A 15,811-nucleotide genomic window follows, 5' to 3' on the forward strand; every position below is an offset into this window, starting at 1 on the left:
CAAAAGCATTAAATTATTCATGCATTATGGCGATAAGGAACTAACACTCTTATTAGATAAATGGGGCCCAGCGGGCCAAGTTTATTGATGGAACGATATATCTTCCGAATAACGAAGCCTACATCGTAAAAGAGTATTATGTAAAAAAACGAAATTTACCTCACAGGTCATTAAGTAGAGGGCAAACTAATTCTAAAAACGTTCTATATATAGTTTACACAACTACACATTTCGTTGAATTGAGCTAACATGGATAAAATGTTACTATATTCGTATGGTTAGCTGTTCTTACATCCGGTCTGCTATCTTCTTTGTCATAGTTACCCTACTATTTGTGACAACTAGTTCCGCTCAGGCTAATACACCTATATCAAACACTCGCATCATCACAGACCACAACCGAACGCTGGTACCCTTAACCATTGATGATGTGAAATTAGTATTTTTACTTGATACAGGGGCGTCTACATCCCTCATATTTAAAAATGAACAAACTGACAAACTAACCAATATCAATCACAAAACGGATGTTTTGGTTAAATTTCCAGCATTTAGAACAACATCTACAGCTACAAGAATTTCGGAATTGTCCTTCACAACAGATGATAACTTTTCCTTTATTCTTCATGATATTCTATTTCTTGAGGACCCAGCTCTTCTGGGGCAAGCATCAGAATCTTTTGATGGTATTATCGGACGCGAATTTTTCAGGAAATTTGTAATTGAGGTAGACCCTTTATCTAAGCAACTGACTTTACATGATACCAATGTCAATTTGGCAAAAGATTATCCTCTGGCTCACCGGCTCACATCTCCAGAAAAATCACCTCATATTATTCTTGCATCTAAATTTCCCTGGGAAAAATTCCCTACCAGAAAACGCCTCTTGCTCGATACAGGCTACCCTGGAGGCATGGTTATCTGGAGTAAAAAACATTTCAGGAATGTAACCACCAAAACTGAACGAGATAAATTGGGAGATGACAATTCAGGTGTTTTCATCAGGCTGGACATTCAGTTTAATCGCCTGCTTTTTAGACAGATACCGATATTCTTCAGCAACTCTCCTTCCCCCACCCAATCTAAAACAGATGGCTTGCTAGGTGCTGGTTTACTTATTCAATACAAGCATGTTTATGATTTTAATCGTAAAAAACTGCTCTTAAAGCCACTGATAGCTGAAAATGGCAAACCACCAGCTATGAGTTTGGCAGGTATCTACACACCCAATAATGAAAACTTTATCACAAAAAACTATAGACCGGATGTACCCGCCCAACCACGCATTATCATCAATGCAGATTCAACATTTGCGTATCAGTGATATTATTTACGGCGTGCGATTCGAGCAACTTCACGCTCAACAGCATCCTGCACAATAGACGGCAGATTTTCATCCAACCAACCTTGTAGCATAGGCTTCAACATAGAACGAACGAGAGCCTCAAGGGTGTTATCAGCGCCGTCATAACCGGCCACCATCATTTCTGTCAGATGAGAGAAGCTTTCAGCAGCACGAGTTTCAATCGGGGGCGAAACAATCGGTGAAACCACTGGTTCCTGAGCAAAATCTGTCAGTTCAAAAACGTCTTCTTCTGGCTCTGGTTCAGGAACAGGTTCCGGTTCTGGAGCGAGTTCAAGAACAGGTTCCGGCTCCGGAACTGGTTCAGGAATTGGTTCGGGTTCGGGCTCGGGTTCAGGCTCTGGCTCGGGTTCAGGAGCTGGCTCTGGCTCGGGTTCAGGCTCAGGAGCTGGCTCAGGCTCTGGCTCGGGTTCAGGAGCTGGTTCTGGTTCAGCAACAGCCTCACCATCATCCTCAGGGGCATCTCCCCCCTCTTCTTCAGACTCATCAGAAATAATCCGGCGAATGGACGCCAGAATTTCTTCCATAGTTGGTTCGTCTTCAGATGCTGAATCGCTCATAGAATAGCCAGTGTTTAATATTCCCTATAAAACAGGTACCGTTAAGAAAAGCCTCTGTCAATAATTCTTAAACAATCAAAAGCAGTTAAGTAGCACTTACTTAAGAGAGGTTAACATGTTTGCCACAAAAAAAGGAGGCTAAAAGCCTCCTTTTTCGCTGTTTCCGATAGAAACAGGAATTATTATTTTGCGTCAGTACTAAAACCAATAAACTTGTTCGCACCAACTTTGTCGTAGTAACGAGCCTCATTGTATACGCTCACACCAAGACCAAGATCTCGTGCTGTAAGCTGGCCTGTCGCAGCAATCAAATTATAAGCCGCTACAAATTCATCTCGCTGGGCACGCACATATGATACGCGTGAATTAAGAAGTTCCTGCTCAGCGTTCAACACATCAAGTGTAGTACGGGAGCCAACGAAAGCTTCCTGACGCACACCCTCAAGAGCAATTTCGTTGGCACGAACAGATGCTTGCGTAGATTTAATCTGGCCAGTAGCTGCACGGTACTGATCCCACGCAACAAACACATTTTCCTGCGCAACGCGTTCAGCCTGGCGGATTTCCATCAAACGCTGACTGCGAACTTGTTTAGCTTGACGAATTTGCGAATGGCGAGCACCACCGGAATAAAGAGGTACTGAAAGAGTAACGGTATAGGAAACAACATCTGTCTCAGAGGTAATATCAATACCAAACTGGCCATCAATACCTGTCGAATTCCTGTTAGAGTATGTCAGCTGCCCGTTCACAGTTGGAAGTAAAGCACCTTTAGTACGATTGAGGCTGTATTTAGCAGCTTTTTCGTTCTCCACCGCGGTTTTAACACCTGGGCTTAATTCCATTGCTATCTCAATAGCGTCATCCAGCGATGATGGTAAAGTTGGCTTTTGCTCAGGCGTAGAAAGCCCAGCAGGCTGGAGACCGATTACACGTTGATATTGTGCACGGCTAGCGGCCCGTGTTGCTTCGGCAGATAGTAACTGCGATTTAGCGTTTTCCAGACGCGCCTCAGATTGCGCAACATCTGTACGAGTTACCTCACCCACGCGAAAACGATCCTGTGAAGCCTGTAACTGTCGCTCAAGTACCTGAACGTTGTTTTGGTTTAGATCGACAACCGCCTGATCGCGCACAACATTCATATAAGCTGTCACTGCTTCCAGCAAAACTTGTTGCTCAACATTCTGCAATTGAGCACGACCAGCCTTCACACCGGCTTTAGCTTGCTGAACAGCATTGCGGTCCTGAAAACCGTTAAAGAAGTTCTGACGCGCTGTAACGCTAAGGCTCTTATCTGTGTTGTCGATATCTAGCGCATTTGTACCCTGGCTACGTTCACCATCCGTCTTACTATACTGATAGTTACCTGTAACAGTTGGCAGGAAGCCAGCTTTTGCTTGCGATACGTTTTCGTCGGTAGCACGAAGAGCAGCACGCTGCGCCATTAGCTGTGGGTTAGATGAATAAGCTGCAGCCAACGCCTCTTTAAGAGTTTCTGCGGAAGCCGCATAAGAACCTGTTAACACGGTGGTCATGGCCACCAGTGAAACAATCCCTCTCTTCATAATATTCTCCTCAATTCCTCGCTGTATTTATTATTATCCAGTATTAACCTGGGATTTATATTAGTGATAGTTTTTTACTATCTGCAACAGTCCTTATTTGCCCCTATCACAAATAATGGGAAATTGCTCTAAAAAACAAAACCTTCGGCTTTTTCAAACCCAGGAATTGCTTCTACATTCGCATCAAACAAGTTCTTCGCTTCCAGTTCATCACCTTTATTCGTAATGATATGGGCGCGACCAACACCTGCTTCAACCTTTACACAAAGAAGACGACCATTTTCTTTCAGTTGCTTAACAAGCGCTTCTGGCACTTCATCAACTGCGCCTTCAACGAAAATCACATCAAATGGCCCTTGCTTAGATACACCTACTTTCATGTCGCCATTTACAACAGCAACATTCATGATATCCGCATCGGAAAGTTTTGTTTCGGCAGCTTTTGCTAACGCCTCATCGCCTTCCAGAGCAACTACAGCATCAGCAAGACCAGCGATTACTGCTGACGAATAACCGGTTACCGGGCCGATATCCAGAACAAGGTCTGTATCTTTTACATCAGCAGCCACAAGCAAACGAGCAAATGTTGTCGGTTCCATAATGAAACGGCTATCTGCCACTTCAAGGTCTTCATCAACATAAGCAATAGAGCGCTTCGCTTTCGGCACAAAATTCTCTTTTGGTACAGCGCGAATGGCGGCAATAATGCGTTCATCATTCACTTCGTTCGGACGAAGCTGACAATCAATCATGCTGTTACGGGCGGTTTCAAAATCGCTCACGGTATTCACCTTCATTCAAAATTCGGCACATTTAGAGGCTTTATATATAGCCTCGCCGCAAGAAACAACGTGATTTTGTCACAAGGTTCCAAGATTTTCATATATTGCGCTTACACATATAGGTAAAATGCCTCTGCGGCCTCCTGTGCCTAGCTTGCGGTAAGCCGCTGGTACTATATCCGCCCCTCATTTGATCATCTCCCTACCTGATACACAATGGATACAATTTAATACCATTTCCAATTAGGACAGTCGCTGCATCAGGAGTAGGTAAACCCATGGAAAATCAGGGCAACCTCTTCCAAACCAATATTTAAATTTCAAAAACATTTAATCAGGTTCATGCGGAGACACTCCATGACAAAACTTAAAAAAGTTTTCTCAGGTATTATATTATTAGCTGCAGCAAGCGGTGCTGCCAGCGCAGAAGATAGCGATAAAAAACTCTTTAACGGTCTTTACCTTGGCGGTGATGTTGGCATTACAGACAATGGTGATTTTTATTATGGTGGATCATTAGGATATCGCGTTCAAACTCAAAGCAACTACGTATTTGGTATCGTGGGCACCTATGGCACTCTTGATATCTCAGAAGATTATGTGCTCACAGGCTTTCCCCCAATAAATGTTGCCGCCGATGATATCTGGTCCGTGCAAGGTCAATTTGGAAAAGTTTTCGGCGCAGATAAAAGTGATCTAATCTATATCGGCGGAGGTTACACTAAAACCTCAGCCACGGGTTCCTTCCTGCCGCCCGTAACACTCCCATCCATTTCTGGCAGTTCTTCAGGGTATGTAGCATCCCTTGGCTACGAAAAAGCCCTTAGCCCCTCCCTGTCAGTGAAACTTGAAGCCAATTATGTGAACCTCGGTGAACGTGCAACGATCGACGGTAATTCTATAGACACAGGCACCAAGTTAGATGCTGGAGTGTTTCGGGCGGGTTTGAATTTCAACTTCTAAAATTTTAGTGGCCTCACTTTATGGTGGGGCCAAATCTCCATGTTGAGCCTCATGAGAAGATAAAGAAGTACACAAAAATTAATTTACGCACTTGACCTGTTCCCCGGTTTCTTAGTAGAAGCTCTCCACGCTGAAGACGGAAGCGATAGAGCTTTTATCTTAAACAGCTAAAGCCACATGAGGCGCGATGGCGGAGTGGCGACGCAGCGGATTGCAAATCCGTGTACACGAGTTCGATTCTCGTTCGCGCCTCCAATCTTTCTTATTTATATTTCAAAAACTTAAGACAAAATCAGTCTTCGTGAAAACCGAACAGCTTCAACACTTTTTCGGGGACCAATAATGCCGTTCAGAAAATAGTCCTCAGTTATCATGCTGTTTAGGCATGTGGAGCCTCAGAGTAACATTTGCCACACTTTGAGCAATGTGTTGGATTGTGTTCTTTGGAAAAACCAATCTTTGTCTGAGGTATCCCAGCTTTACAATGCTGGCAACGGCCAGAATAGAACATCAGAGCCCATCCAATTATTGCTGGCACGAACATCCCAATCGCCATGTTGTAGCCTTCTGTCCGCGCAATCACGAGACCAAGAACTATAGCAGGTAGAAAAAAACAAAAGACAATCAAATAATGTCTGTGTATTGGGTTTCCCCAAAAACCGACTTTCTTCATCTCAATTCCGTTCATCGCCCTCAGTTATCAGCATTACTTACTTGTGCCGTATTACTGCAGGCCATCCAGCCAAGCACCACTGCGCAAGGGTTAATAAGCTTACCGACAACATATAGGACATCCATTCTAAAGCAATAGCCTCAAGCGTTTCATCGCAATGCCTTTGAGAGTTAGCTTGCTTTTTATGGTTCAAATTTGTTATATTATAACAACCTAAAGGAATCCGGGATATGAAACCTATTATTATCGCCATTATCATATCAATATTTAGCGCTAAGATTTATGCACAAGATTTGCTGTTAACCGATATCCCATAACCAACCGAAGAAGAAGCTAAAGACATTATCGAAATGCATCTAGGTATTCGTCCTGAATCCGTAGATATGTCGAAAGTGGAAAGGTGGAATTATGTTACCCATCTGACCAACAACAAAGCGGAATACCTCACTCTCATCAAATTGGAAAGCGGCGCTTACAAATCAGAGGGCAATGTTTGTAGAAAGAAGCAGCTTCGCCTGTTCGCACCAAGCTGGAAAATGCCCAGTAAAGAGCTCATAAGATCCCCAGAATGGAGGCAAGATTCCTTATATGCTGCGCCTGTATTAAAAGAAGGGGCGTCATGTGACACAGTAAGTCATTGGACTGAATTTGCCCCCTCGATCGTACAACCCGATCAATTTTTTGACCTCTTTGAGCAATCACAAGATTGGATTGCCAATGTCAGTCAAATTGATTTTTGTTCAGCAACAAACTTAGGACAAAGCGACTACTGCTTTAATCTACACCAACGACTACAATCAGGGATCAAAACGGCAAATTTGATTTTTGTAAAACTGTACGATGTAGCACAAGGCAACAATGCAGATGTATCCGTAGAGTTTCAGTTCCGTATGGAAAAACGCAGCCCACTGTTCGATTTTTATATACATGCACAAAATGATGAAACACTGTTTGAAAGAGTAACTATCAGTGAGATTGTGCATTAGCATTCTAAACTTTCTTCAGCACTTATCGGAGAGTTTTTTTTCCAGTGCGAACACCTGATTAGTGCACACGATTTTGCAAGTCTATTTATCTCCGCATAAAAAAACAGCGGCACATAAGTACCGCTGTTCTTATCTTCTTAATCTATAGCGCTAGGTTCTTTTAGCCACCAAGCTTAGTTGGATAAGCTGGTGCAGTACGCTGTTTGATAGGCTTGTATGTTTCAAGTTCCTTAAGCAGCTCTTCGACACCACGCTTCAGCTGCGTATCTTCACCGCGGTTCACGGCTACAGGATCGAGCGTTACATCAATGTCCGGCGCAGTACCTTCATTCTCAATCGCCCATTCCCCATCGGGGTTAAAGAAACGGAAGTTTGGTACCACGATAAAGCCACCGTCAATCAAACCACGGTTAGCAGCAATACCAATTAGACCACCCCAAGTGGTTTTACCAATCAGCTTACCTAGCCCCATACGCTTAAAGCTATACGGCAGGAAGTCACCACCAGAACCTGCGTCTTGGTCGATCAACATCACTTTAGGCCCGTACATTGCGCCACCCGGTGTATCATAGATCAAACCTGCACGATCCTTCCAGCTTGCAAGATATTGGCGCGCCAGAACATCAGTGATGTAGTTAGCAGCCTGACCACCACCATTTTGGCGTTCATCAAGTAGCATGCCTTCCTTGTCAATCTGCGGGAAGAACATCCGGTTGAAGTAGGTGTAACCACCGCCTGCAGTGTTAGGCATATAAACATAACCGAGGCGACCATTTGAAAGCTCATCTACTTTCTTACGGTTGCCTTCAACCCATGCCCAGTGACGAATTTGCGCTGTATTACGTGTAGGCACAACAGTTACAGTTTTCGCATTGTCAGCATTGCCGTCGCTGGATACAAGCAAACGAACCTGCTTACCAACAGCATTTTCAAGAAGGCTGAAGATATTGGTCTTTGCATCAAGCTCAACACCATTAACTGCATGAATAGTATCGCCCTCTTTCACACCAATACCAGGAGCCGCAAGCGGCGCATCAAGGAATGGGTTCCAGTTTTCACCATCAAAGATCGTATCTACAACGGTGCGGCCATCCACATTGCGCAGGTTGGCACCCAAAAGCCCGACAGGGACAGTTTGTTCTCTGTGAACATCACCACCGCCTGTACGGTTATGGCCAACCTGAAGCTCAGCAATCATTTCAACCAGCAGACGATTCAGATCCGCTCGGCGCCCAACATGAGGTAGCAGTTCCTTATAGCGTGCAGAAACCGCATCCCAATCCAAGCCATGGCTATTCGGATCATAGAAATACTGACGTTCTAGACGCACAGTTTCATCAAAGATTTGCTCCCATTCCTCACGTGGATTGAGGCGTATCTTCACATCTGAAGTATTAAGCGGCTTGGTCTTAACTTTAGCACCAGCTTTACCCGTGTGAAGCTGACCGCGCGTGGTCATAGCAAGCAGCGTTTTACCGTCATGGCTGAGATCGAAACCCTGCACGCCGTCCATTGCTTTAGACGCTTTCTTTGATTTGAAATCAAAGCGAACCAAGCTGGCACCGCGCTCAGCACGGCCATTGGTGCCAATAGCTGTTCCCGGCTGAACTGCATCCAAATAATAGAGACTACCGTCTGCAGCCGCAGCTAGGTTGTAGTATGACTTCTCAGCAACTGGCAGTGCGATAATGCGGTCTGACAAACCATCAAAATCTATGCCGGATTTTTTCTTCTTTTTGTCAGCGTCTTTTTTCTCTGCCTTATCGCCCTCGGACTTCTCAGCTTTATCTTCTTTTTCTGCCTCGTCAGATTTGTCTTCCTTCACTTTCTCTTCATCAGATTTTGGAAGAAGCGGCGACTTACCGTCGGCATTTAGAACTGCAGCATACACGCCCATACGCAGAGGTCGTTCCTGCGTTGACATATCAAGCCCCAAGCTTCTGCTTGGGCCAGCATTTGTAGACAGTGTGAAGAACAGATGTTTACCGTCATGAGAGAAAGCGACATCGCCTGTATATCCCATACCGTCGGTAACACGCGCTTTTTCACCAGTCTCGAAATCATGAATATAGATATCGACCATACCAGCCGGTGTTACCTTGGTATAAGCCATATAGCGACCATCTTTAGTCATGCTATAATTTGCACCGTTACGGTAATTATCAGTATCGATCTTAGTCCGTTCGCCAGACTCCACATCAATTGCCCAGATATTCAGCATATGATCACGATAGATAATGTGGCTGCCTTCGCCACCCCACATTTCAAGGTAATAATCATTGCTGTCATCACCCAGGTCCAACGAACGAGTTTCACCTTCGCCATCCTGGCTGGCGATGATCAATACCTGCTTACCGCTTTCATCGCTTGTATAGGCGATCTCACCACCTTTTGGAGACCACAAAGCATCACGCTCGCGCGCACCCGAAGTTCCTGTGATGTTCCGTGTTGATCCGTCTTTAAGCGGAACGGTGAAAATTTCACCACGCGCGGAAACCAAAGCACGCTTGCCAGTTGGTGAAAGACTGGCGCCTTCAAGGCCCCGCATTGCGTTTACCCAGCGCACACGTGTCTCAACAAGATCAGGGTTAATATCAACGCTGATTGATGAGGTCTTACCTTTAGTTGAAACAGTCTTTAACTGGCCGCCAGCGTTATAAATCAGTGTGTCGCCGTGAACATCCAGATCAAGAATATCCCATGTATCCTCTTTGGATATCTGGCTTACTGTACCGGAGCCAGTATCGTATTTATGGATATTACGAACACCTGTCCGGTCTGAGAGGAAATAAACGTCACCACCTGCCCATACTGGGTTTGTATCACCAGCACGTACATGCGGCACTTCAGTGTAGCTATCGCCATTCGGCTTCATAATCCAGATAGGAGGTGTACTACCGCCCCTGTGATTACGCCAACCGCTAGATCCTCTGTGTGCTACGTTATAAGGCTGGTACGCCAGCGTTTCGCCATCACCGGCCCAACTAGCTGCCATCACAACAGCATCCATTACCTTCGTTGGTAAGCCACCATCCACAGACACTTCCCAAGCTTGAGCACTACGGCCACTTGTCATTTCCCTGCGGCTGGTAAACAGAATACGTTTCCCGTCCGGAGACCAATCCTGAACAACATCTGCGCCAGGATGCCAGGTCAGGCGCTTTGGTGCGCCGCCTGATGTACTAACAACATATACATCTGCGTTGCCATCACGATCACTGGTAAACGCAATCCATTTACCATCAGGTGAGAAATGCGGCGCAGCCTCATTTGCCAGATGCGTTGTAATCTGACGAGGATTATTACCCTTGCGGTCTGCAATCCAAAGATCGCCTGCATAAGTAAAAGCAATATGCTTCTTTGAAATAGCAGGGTTCTCTATCATCAGAGTATCTGCAGTTACTTGTGGTGCAACAATCGCTCCTGCCAGCATTGTACTGGCGACCAGCGCCTTTTTCAGCGTGTTAAATTTTAACATAAATGGTTCCCCCTCACTGAACTCTAAATATTGAAGTGGGCGTATCAAACTTAGTAATAGCCCCCCTGTCAACTACAGACCCACTTGCCTTATAACTATAGTTCAATGCACCGTAAGGTGTAACTTTACCAGCTTTGGAGAATAAGGCAGCGCTATGTATACCGACATCAAAGGTATATCAGTGGGTGAGCCAAGGAAAAGAACACCCCTTTAAGCGGTTTTGGACGGTATAGATAATACCTCCTGCACCAGCATTTAGGTATTTCACAAAATACCGCTAATTTATATTGAACTTCAATCCTGTAGAAATATTCAGACAAGAGCTTATAATATGCTCCTCGTACTGATTACCTACCGAAAGATATCCAAATGGCACTAAGCGAAGGCCAGAAGAAACGGAAAGCAAAAAAAGCGGTAAAAGGCGTTAAATCTCGCCCTACAGCGCGCCAAGCACGCGCGCGCCTGAAAGCGAACAGCGTTTCAAAATCCCGACAAAGTGAACACGGCGGCCGCGCGCATAGAAGACGAAATGATTAAATCACTTTAATTTACTGTCTCGCTCCCTCACTACTCGGCGAATATATAAAAACTCATACACAGCAAATATCAAAACAATCAACGTCATGCCAATAACGACCGCCAGATCGTAAAAACCGTTTAAACGCCATTCCCAATAAATATTCCTTAGTGTTGGCCCCCAAATAATCGCCAATACCAACACAACACCGATTATCACTATATGAACGATAAATTCTTTCACAAATTCCCCTATTAAAATCCAATATTTTGAGCCTGCTGCATACCAAGAGCAACGAATACCCAAGACTTCCCTAAATAGAAAAACATGCGCATTTCTGCGGGGTTCAGGGAAATGTTACAAGATTTCCGGAAAAAAATGCATTTTTGACTTGGCAGCAGATTTTTTTTGAGTATAAAAGCCTCCACACAGCGACGGGCAACCGCTGCTGTTGAAAGATGATCCGCCTTAGCTCAGTTGGTAGAGCAAATGACTGTTAATCATTGGGTCGCTGGTTCGAGCCCAGCAGGCGGAGCCAAATTTCAGGGCTTGGGATTAATTTCCCGAGCCCACTTTAAAAACTAAATCGATGATCCGCCTTAGCTCAGTTGGTAGAGCAAATGACTGTTAATCATTGGGTCGCTGGTTCGAGCCCAGCAGGCGGAGCCAATATCAGAAAGCTGCGATTTATTTCGCGGCTTTCGTTGTTTTTAAGCCCTTATCCTACCGCAAATCGTTTTTTATATTCCCCCGGTGTAAGCCCAACGATTTTCTGGAACAGTTTCCTGAAGGCGCTTGGGTCTTCATATCCCACCTTCCAGGCGATCTGGTTAAATGGCATTACAGACTGCTCAAGAAACCCGCGTGCTTTGTTTACCCGTAAAAGCTGGATATATGCGGTTGGTTTGTGTGTAGTAGCCTTATGAAAACGACGCAAAAATGTACGCTCCCCAAGCCCTGCCATATCAGCCAGCGCCTTCACGGAAAAAGTTTCCTTATAATGAGCCTGTAACCAATGCTGTACTTCCAGCACAGCTGAATCCCCGTGATCAAATCGTGGCATAAAGCCACTATAATAGCGCTGTTCTCGGCCTGATGGATCAACAAGGAAGAACTTGGCAACTTCCAGCATAACAGCAGCCCCCATAAACTGCTCAATCAACCTTAGCCCAAGATCAACCCATGCCATCACGCCGCCTGCCGTGATTATCTCACCATCCTCAACCAGCAATTTCTCAATTTGCAGGTCCACATCAGGATGTGCCTTCAAAAACTCTTCTCTGAGAATCCAGTGGGTAGTGGCCCTTCGGCCTTTCAGTAACCCTGCCTCCGCCAATACAAAAGCCCCTGCACAAATGGAACTGATAAGCGCTCCCCCCTTATGCTGAGCTCTGATCCAGTCATTCTGTGTATCCATAGGTGTGTTGGCAGCATCTTCGGACAACCGCGGCGGCACAATAAGCACTGATAACTGACTTGGAGCTTGCCCTTCAGATATATAACCGCACTTCAACTCACCTGTTTCCAAATTGACAAGCCAGTGGCAGACCTGAAACTTCCGTTTTGTATCCGGCATTTGTTCTAAAACAATATTGTTAGCGGCGCCGAACAAATCAGTAAGCCCATACAGCGAAGAAAGCTGGGAACCTGGATAATTCAACAACCCAATCGGGATAATGTCTACGTCAGAACTTATTGTCACTTTTAAACCTTATAAAGTCAAAAACGCCAATTTCGACTGTGCGCTCATTCATATACTCTGTCCAGAACAAAGCAGCCTTATGGAGAGAAAAAATGACAGAAGAAGAAAAACAGGCAGTACTTGAAGCCGTACAAATCGCCAGCGAAAAGTGGAAAAATGCATTCAACAGCGGTAATGCAGCTGGTTGTGCTGCAGCCTACGAAGAAAATGCAATCATGAATGCCAAACCCTTCGGCACCTTCAAAGGCCGATTTGAAGTTCAGGCTTTCTGGGAAAAACTAATCGCAGACGGCTTTTCTGACGTTGAATATATTGAGCCCGAACTTGAAGTACGTGATGCATCATCCGCTGTCCTCAAGTCTGGCTGGCGTATGAACAATGCACATGGCGTTATAACCAATGAATTATGGGTGATTCAAAATGATGGCACAGCCCTTCTTCGAGAAGATGATTTTGAAGCACAAGGTTAACAACAAAATGGCCTTTACCAAGTGTAAAGGCCCAAATACGCGCCAAAAGTGCAACAGTGTGTAACAATTGGGCACCAGAATCACAGTTTCCACTTGTTTGTGCTCCATTTCTTAGCTACTCAGACACCTGTATTTGTTAGTTTTCCTAAAAATTTGAATGTGAGATTTGGCTATGCGCAAAATCCTGCTGCCTCTATTGGCGTCCACAATGAGCATTTCAGCTTTTGCTGATGAAGATAATCACTTCTACGCTGGTGTTGAATTTGGTATTTCAACCGCACTTAAAAGCGATTTGGAAGGCGAAGACCTTACTCTCCGTGCAGACAAACACTGGGGACGTAATGGTGGTCTGTTTATTGGTAAAAAAATAAATAAAACGCGTTTTGAATTTGAATATATGATCCGCAGTAACGTCGTGGATTCTTTTGATATTACGGCTTCAAACCTAGACGCATTCCCAGTTCGTCGCGAAATTAATGGTGCAGGCCGCCAAAAAACCTCAAGCCTCATGGTAAATGCGTGGCGCACTTTTGCAACATGGCATAAATGGGATCTGGATGCTGGCTTTGGTTTCGGTGCAGCCAGAACACGCCTTGATAATGTTCGTCAGGGCTCGAACAATTTTGTAGATGGTAGCGATTGGGCTCCGGCAGTTCAAGCAATGGTTCAGGCTTCATATCCAATGGGTAAAGGCGCCAACTTCTCGCTTGGCTATCGCCTGTTCCGCGCTTTTAAAGCCGAATATGCTACACAGAACGGTGAGTTCTCTCATCGCGCTCGCAGCAATGAATTCTTTGCACGCCTAAGCTGGAAATTTGGTGGCAGTTCTTCAGCGCCAAGAACGAAGCCTGCACCTGCAGCTCCAGTAGCGCAACCAGCGGCACCTGCCCCAACACCAGTTGAAACCAAGCCGGTTCAACAGGTTCCAGAAAAACCACTTGAAGGACCTAAGCCTGAAGAGCATCCGCTACCAGGTCCATACATCGTGTATTTTGATTTTGATAAATCAAATGTTTCAGCGCGTGGTATGAACACAATTTCTGAAGCAGCGGCTGCTTTCCGCGATTATAAGGCGGTTGAAATTCGCACTACAGGTAAAGCTGATCGCGCAGGTAGTTCTACTTATAACGTGAAACTAGCGGAACGCCGTACCGAAGCAGTTCGCGCAGCCCTTATCCGCGAAGGTATTCCAGCAAACAAAATCGATATCCGTTCCACAGGTGAAAACGAGCCACGTGTACCAACTGCTGACGGTGTGCGTGAGCAGGAAAACCGTGTTGTAGTTATCGTGCTTGTTCGCTAATCAGCGACTTTAAAAGATATGTTGAAGAAGGGGTAGCAAGGCTATCCCTTTTTTTATGCCCTCCCAACAAACTGCTTTAGCAGGCCTTTCAATCAAATCCATGTGTATTTATTTGTAATCGCTGTGGGTTTAGTCTTGCGAAATATTGCAATTACGTTAACCCTAGCGGTCTGACTTTTCGGGGAAGGGACAAAAATGTTAAAAACTTGGTTCGAAATCACGCTCTGGAAGCGGATTTTAGGTGCTCTCGTACTTGGTGCGATTGTTGGTAGCATCTGGGGTGAAGGCGCAGGCAGCATTCGCTGGATTGGTGATGTTTTCATCAACCTTATCCGCATGATTGTTGTGCCGCTGGTGTTCGTTACACTGGTATCCGGCCTTATTGCGATGGGTGATCCAAAGAAGCTTGGCTCGCTGGGCTTTAAAACTCTAGCACTGTATATTGGTACCACGGCATTTGCGATTGTCATCGGCCTAACCATGGCGACGATTATCGAACCGGGCACAGGAGTTAGCTTCGCAGGTGCTGAACCGCGTGAGATTCAGGCAGCACAGTCCCTTCAGGAACGTCTGATTGGAATCATCCCTCAAAACCCAGTAGCAGCGCTTGCCAGCGGCAATATGCTTTCCATTATCTTCTTCGCTATCTTCTTTGGCGCCGCGCTTCTGATGGTTGGCGAAAAAGGTAAACCTATCGCCAGCATTATTGATGCGGGCTCAGAGGTAATGCTGAAAATGACCCATATGGTAATGGAAGTAGCACCATTTGGTGTGTTCGCTCTTATCTCTTTCGTGGTCGGCAATGGCGGTATTAGCCAACTTCTAAACGTGCTGCCCCTTGTTGGCGCTTTTATAGCGGGATGTGCTTTACATCTGATTATTACACACGGCGGCTTAATGAAGTTTGTGCTCAAACTTTCACCAGTGAAGTTCTTCAAAGGCGCTGTTGATGCACAAATGGTTGCTTTTTCAACGTCATCCAGCTCTGCCACTCTTCCAGTGACCATGAGTGTGGCTGAAAACAACATGGGTATTAAACCGCCTGTTGCTTCTTCAGTGCTACCACTTGGTTCCACTATCAATATGGACGGTACTGCGCTTTATGTTGGTATTGTTGCTGTATTTGCAGCGCAGGCGCTGGGGATCAGCCTCGGGCTAACTGAATATGCGCTTATCGCACTGACAACCACACTCGTATCTATTGGTACAGCGGCTGTGCCTTCTGCATCCCTCTTCCTGCTTGCAGCTGTGATGGATGTAATCGGTGTAGACGGCGCACAAACCGCTATCATCGTTGGTTTCCTATTTCCGTTTGACCGCCCGCTCGACATGATGCGTACAGTTGTAAACGTAACAGGTGACTTGTCAGTATCCACCGCCGTAGCGAAATGGGAAGGCGAGTTTGACGAAGAAGCCTTTAACGCAGACAACGTAGAATAAGCTTAA

13 protein-coding genes and 3 tRNA genes are annotated in these 15,811 nt (G+C 45.4%); 10 read left to right on the forward strand and 6 right to left on the reverse strand.

Annotation, left to right across the window (positions count from 1 at the left end):
- The first annotated feature begins 334 nt into the window (after window positions 1-334).
- Window positions 335-1,324: a retropepsin-like aspartic protease gene (locus tag MF542_RS13955; RefSeq protein WP_247020513.1), complete on the forward strand. Its 990-nt coding sequence runs from the start codon at window positions 335-337 to the stop codon at window positions 1,322-1,324.
- 2 nt (window positions 1,325-1,326) lie between these two features.
- Here the strand turns inward: MF542_RS13955 and MF542_RS13960 are convergent, their stop codons facing one another.
- The 3 genes from MF542_RS13960 to MF542_RS13970 all read right to left on the reverse strand — a co-directional run bounded on the left by MF542_RS13960 (window position 1,327) and on the right by MF542_RS13970 (window position 4,273).
- Window positions 1,327-1,923 carry a DUF2497 domain-containing protein gene (locus tag MF542_RS13960; protein ID WP_247020515.1) on the reverse strand — a complete coding sequence of 199 codons (597 nt, stop codon included), beginning with the start codon at window positions 1,921-1,923 and terminating at the stop codon, window positions 1,327-1,329.
- Window positions 1,924-2,105: 182 nt separating this feature from the next.
- Window positions 2,106-3,491, reverse strand: a complete 1,386-nt coding sequence (locus MF542_RS13965; protein WP_247020517.1) for a TolC family outer membrane protein — start codon at window positions 3,489-3,491, stop codon at window positions 2,106-2,108.
- A gap of 128 nt (window positions 3,492-3,619) precedes the next feature.
- Window positions 3,620-4,273, reverse strand: coding sequence for a protein-L-isoaspartate O-methyltransferase family protein (locus MF542_RS13970; protein ID WP_247020519.1), 654 nt, complete (start codon window positions 4,271-4,273; stop codon window positions 3,620-3,622).
- Window positions 4,274-4,630: 357 nt separating this feature from the next.
- Between MF542_RS13970 and MF542_RS13975 the strand changes: the two genes are divergently transcribed.
- The 3 genes from MF542_RS13975 (at window position 4,631) to MF542_RS13985 (ending at window position 6,895) form a co-directional block, all read left to right on the forward strand.
- Entirely contained in the window at window positions 4,631-5,236 is a 606-nt protein-coding gene (locus MF542_RS13975; protein ID WP_247020521.1) for an outer membrane protein, read from the forward strand.
- Window positions 5,237-5,417: 181 nt separating this feature from the next.
- Window positions 5,418-5,491: transfer RNA gene (locus tag MF542_RS13980), tRNA-Cys, on the forward strand.
- A gap of 768 nt (window positions 5,492-6,259) precedes the next feature.
- Window positions 6,260-6,895 carry a hypothetical protein gene (locus tag MF542_RS13985; RefSeq protein WP_247020523.1) on the forward strand — a complete coding sequence of 212 codons (636 nt, stop codon included), beginning with the start codon at window positions 6,260-6,262 and terminating at the stop codon, window positions 6,893-6,895.
- Between the two features lie 160 nt (window positions 6,896-7,055).
- On the opposite strand, the gene MF542_RS13990 is transcribed toward MF542_RS13985, so the two are convergent.
- On the reverse strand, window positions 7,056-10,373 hold the full coding sequence (locus MF542_RS13990; RefSeq protein ID WP_247020524.1) for a S41 family peptidase: 3,318 nt from the start codon (window positions 10,371-10,373) through the stop codon (window positions 7,056-7,058).
- A 369-nt stretch (window positions 10,374-10,742) separates the two neighbouring features.
- On the opposite strand from MF542_RS13990, the gene MF542_RS13995 reads away from it, so the two are divergent.
- Window positions 10,743-10,910 carry a hypothetical protein gene (locus tag MF542_RS13995; protein ID WP_247020526.1) on the forward strand — a complete coding sequence of 56 codons (168 nt, stop codon included), beginning with the start codon at window positions 10,743-10,745 and terminating at the stop codon, window positions 10,908-10,910.
- A 1-nt stretch (window position 10,911) separates the two neighbouring features.
- Here the strand turns inward: MF542_RS13995 and MF542_RS14000 are convergent, their stop codons facing one another.
- Window positions 10,912-11,133, reverse strand: a complete 222-nt coding sequence (locus MF542_RS14000; RefSeq protein WP_247020528.1) for a hypothetical protein — start codon at window positions 11,131-11,133, stop codon at window positions 10,912-10,914.
- Window positions 11,134-11,352: 219 nt separating this feature from the next.
- Here MF542_RS14000 and MF542_RS14005 point away from each other — a divergent pair.
- Window positions 11,353-11,428 (forward strand) — tRNA-Asn (locus tag MF542_RS14005).
- A gap of 55 nt (window positions 11,429-11,483) precedes the next feature.
- Window positions 11,484-11,559 (forward strand) — tRNA-Asn (locus tag MF542_RS14010).
- Window positions 11,560-11,608: 49 nt separating this feature from the next.
- Here the strand turns inward: MF542_RS14010 and MF542_RS14015 are convergent.
- Window positions 11,609-12,592, reverse strand: a complete 984-nt coding sequence (locus MF542_RS14015; protein ID WP_247020530.1) for a GlxA family transcriptional regulator — start codon at window positions 12,590-12,592, stop codon at window positions 11,609-11,611.
- Between the two features lie 92 nt (window positions 12,593-12,684).
- On the opposite strand from MF542_RS14015, the gene MF542_RS14020 reads away from it, so the two are divergent.
- The 3 genes from MF542_RS14020 to MF542_RS14030 all read left to right on the forward strand — a co-directional run bounded on the left by MF542_RS14020 (window position 12,685) and on the right by MF542_RS14030 (window position 15,805).
- Complete coding sequence (locus MF542_RS14020; RefSeq protein ID WP_247020532.1) at window positions 12,685-13,062, forward strand: Cif family virulence factor; 378 nt, start codon at window positions 12,685-12,687, stop codon at window positions 13,060-13,062.
- Window positions 13,063-13,234: 172 nt separating this feature from the next.
- Window positions 13,235-14,365, forward strand: a complete 1,131-nt coding sequence (locus MF542_RS14025) for an OmpA family protein (RefSeq protein WP_281501700.1) — start codon at window positions 13,235-13,237, stop codon at window positions 14,363-14,365.
- A gap of 195 nt (window positions 14,366-14,560) precedes the next feature.
- Window positions 14,561-15,805, forward strand: a complete 1,245-nt coding sequence (locus tag MF542_RS14030; RefSeq protein ID WP_247020536.1) for a dicarboxylate/amino acid:cation symporter — start codon at window positions 14,561-14,563, stop codon at window positions 15,803-15,805.
- Window positions 15,806-15,811 lie beyond the last annotated feature (6 nt).

Source organism: Kordiimonas laminariae (assembly GCF_023008165.1).
Classification (GTDB): domain Bacteria; phylum Pseudomonadota; class Alphaproteobacteria; order Sphingomonadales; family Kordiimonadaceae; genus Kordiimonas; species Kordiimonas laminariae.

What these genes read in the sequence shown, in the direction of transcription:
- MF542_RS13965 (WP_247020517.1), bottom strand. Translation starts at nt 3,491, where the DNA reads ATGAAGAGAGGGATTGTTTCACTGGTGGCCATGACCACCGTGTTAACA.
- MF542_RS13985 (WP_247020523.1), top strand. Translation starts at nt 6,260, where the DNA reads ATGCATCTAGGTATTCGTCCTGAATCCGTAGATATGTCGAAAGTGGAA.
- MF542_RS13995 (WP_247020526.1), top strand. Translation starts at nt 10,743, where the DNA reads ATGGCACTAAGCGAAGGCCAGAAGAAACGGAAAGCAAAAAAAGCGGTA.
- MF542_RS14020 (WP_247020532.1), top strand. Translation starts at nt 12,685, where the DNA reads ATGACAGAAGAAGAAAAACAGGCAGTACTTGAAGCCGTACAAATCGCC.
- MF542_RS13960 (WP_247020515.1), bottom strand. Translation starts at nt 1,923, where the DNA reads ATGAGCGATTCAGCATCTGAAGACGAACCAACTATGGAAGAAATTCTG.
- MF542_RS13975 (WP_247020521.1), top strand. Translation starts at nt 4,631, where the DNA reads ATGACAAAACTTAAAAAAGTTTTCTCAGGTATTATATTATTAGCTGCA.
- MF542_RS13990 (WP_247020524.1), bottom strand. Translation starts at nt 10,373, where the DNA reads ATGTTAAAATTTAACACGCTGAAAAAGGCGCTGGTCGCCAGTACAATG.
- MF542_RS14025 (WP_281501700.1), top strand. Translation starts at nt 13,235, where the DNA reads ATGCGCAAAATCCTGCTGCCTCTATTGGCGTCCACAATGAGCATTTCA.
- MF542_RS14030 (WP_247020536.1), top strand. Translation starts at nt 14,561, where the DNA reads ATGTTAAAAACTTGGTTCGAAATCACGCTCTGGAAGCGGATTTTAGGT.